2 protein-coding genes are annotated in these 2,257 nt (G+C 59.4%); both read left to right on the forward strand.

Annotated features, from left to right (window positions below; translation table 11 throughout):
• Positions 1-1,095: LptF/LptG family permease (locus ACSLE4_RS06740; RefSeq protein WP_435903711.1), on the forward strand; the 1,095-nt coding region annotated here is incomplete at its 5' end.
• 8 nt (positions 1,096-1,103) lie between these two features.
• The gene (gene lptG / locus ACSLE4_RS06745) at positions 1,104-2,213 is read left to right on the forward strand and encodes an LPS export ABC transporter permease LptG (RefSeq protein ID WP_435903712.1); all 1,110 of its coding nucleotides are present in this window, start codon (positions 1,104-1,106) and stop codon (positions 2,211-2,213) included.
• Positions 2,214-2,257 lie beyond the last annotated feature (44 nt).

A 2,257-nucleotide genomic window follows, 5' to 3' on the forward strand; every position in this document is an offset into this window, starting at 1 on the left:
GCTACAGCATTGAAAGAGCTCGATCTTATCACCTCGCAAGGTCAGGGCCTGGTGCTGTTTTTCCAGATGACCATGCTCAGCCTGCCGAGCCTGATGACGCTTATCGCGCCCAACGCGGTGCTCATGGCGGCCCTCTACACCCTCGACCGCATGAACGGCGATAGCGAGATCATCGTCATGACGGCCGCCGGCGCCACGGTGTGGCGACTCTGCAGCTCCCTGATCGCGCTCGCCGCCATCGTCAGCATCGTGATTCTGCTGGTGAACGTATTCCTCAACCCCGCCTGCATGCGCGCGCTGCGTGATTTCATCACCCAAGTCCGGGCCGACCTGATCTCGCAAGTCCTTCAACCAGGCCGATTTTCCAGCCCCGAGAACGGTCTCACCTTCCATATCCGCGGTCGCAGCCAAACCGGCGAGCTCCTCGGGCTCCTGGTCCAAGACGAGCGCGACAGCAAGCAAGTCATGAGCTATCTCGCCGAGCGCGGCCGAATCGTCAGCAATGATGACGGCAATTACCTGATCATGCTGGATGGCTATGTGCACCGTTATAATGCCGAAGACAAAGATAAAGCCGTGCAGATCATCGCTTTCGACCAGAACATGCTCGATCTCTCGGAGTTCGCCCCCAAAGACAGTTCTGGTAAAGAACTTCGCCCCAAAGAGCGCTCCATGGATGGGCTCGTAAATCCTCCCGCCGACGACAAGATCGCTGAGACGAACTACGGTCTATTACGGGCAGAATTACATGAACGTCTGTCGACACCTTTATATCCACTTGTTTTCATCTTCGTCGCCATTGCGCTGATGGGCCAGGCGCGGACCACTAGGGAGAATAGATGGGGCCAGATTCTAGCGGCTTTCGGGCTCGCGATTGGCCTCAGAGTCGCAGGTCTGGCAGCCGGCAATCTCGTCGTTCTCAATGCGTGGGCCGTGGTCCTCGTATATGCTATTCCGGTGGGGGCGATTCTGATTGCGGCATGGGTGGCGCAGGTTAGAATGTCGCCAGAATTGCGGTCCAAGCTGAACTTTGAGCTCAAGCTTCAGCTAAAAAACATAAGGTTTTGGGCCGGTAGAGGGATGCAGACAGGGTGAGAGCGCAGATGCGGGGCATCAGTGCCGGGGGAACGCTTGCGCGCTACTTTTCAGCGCGGTTTCTCGTCGCCATGGTGGCGATGTTCCTAATCTGCTGCGTGCTGATCTTCTTCGTCGATTTCATCGAGATGCTACGTCGCTCCGGTAAGTACTCCGGCGACGTCCCCGGAATTCTTCTCGCGTGGATCACGCTTCTGCGCTTGCCCTCATTCTCCGAACTCACCCTGCCCTTCGCGGTACTCATCGGCACGATCGCGATCTTCCTGATGTTGAGCCGCTCATCGGAACTCGTCGTGTTGCGTGCCGCCGGCATTTCGGTTTGGCAGTTCACCTTGCCCGCAATGGCCGTCGCTTTCCTGCTCGGTGTGCTCTTCGTGCTGCTCTACAACCCCGTGGCGGCGACGGCACGCTCCGAAGCCGAACGCATCTACGCGGCCGCCTTTGGCAAGGGCGACTCGTTCCTGCAAACGAGCAAGCGTTCGGGCGCATGGTTGCGCGAAGACGGCGCCGACGGCCCCTCCGTCGTTCACGCGCTGCAAGTTCTCAATCAAGGTCTCGAGCTGAACGGCGTCAGCGTCTTCCAGTACGACGCCGAGCACGCGCTCACGGAACGCATCGAGGCGAAGCGCGCCGTGCTCAAGCATGGCCGCTGGGAGCTTCAGGAGGTCTGGGTCAGCGCCGTCGGCCAAGAGCCGGCGTTTTACAAAACCTACCTGCTCAGCACCTATCTCACGCCGACACAGGTGAAAGACAGCCTCGGCACCGTGTTCTCGATCTCATTCTGGGAATTGCCGAACTTCATCCAGATCGCCGAGCGCGCCGGCCTGCCGGCCACCCAATACCGCGTGCAGTATCACTTGCTCCTGTCGCGACCATTCCTCCTGGTCACGATGGTGCTGATCGCGGCGACGTGCTCTCTCAAAGGCTTCCGCTTCGGCAATGTCCAGATCAACGCGATCATCGGATTGGCGGCAGGGTTCGGGTTCTTTGTGTTCTCCGAGATCTCGCGAAACTTCGCCATGTCGGGGCTTACCTCGGCGGCGGCTGCCGCATGGATCCCGGTGATCGTCGCGGCATCGCTCGCACTCACCGTGCTCTTGTACAAAGAGGACGGATGATGATTAGCGCGGCGACAATTCGGCAGGTGATGCGCCGGGCTCTG

It is taken from the genome of Methyloceanibacter sp., from assembly GCF_051306395.1.
Classification (GTDB): Bacteria; Pseudomonadota; Alphaproteobacteria; order Rhizobiales; family Methyloligellaceae; genus Methyloceanibacter.

Bases quoted from the DNA above. Each gene is read 5' to 3' on its own strand.
- lptG (WP_435903712.1), top strand. From the start codon at position 1,104: ATGCGGGGCATCAGTGCCGGGGGAACGCTTGCGCGCTACTTTTCAGCG.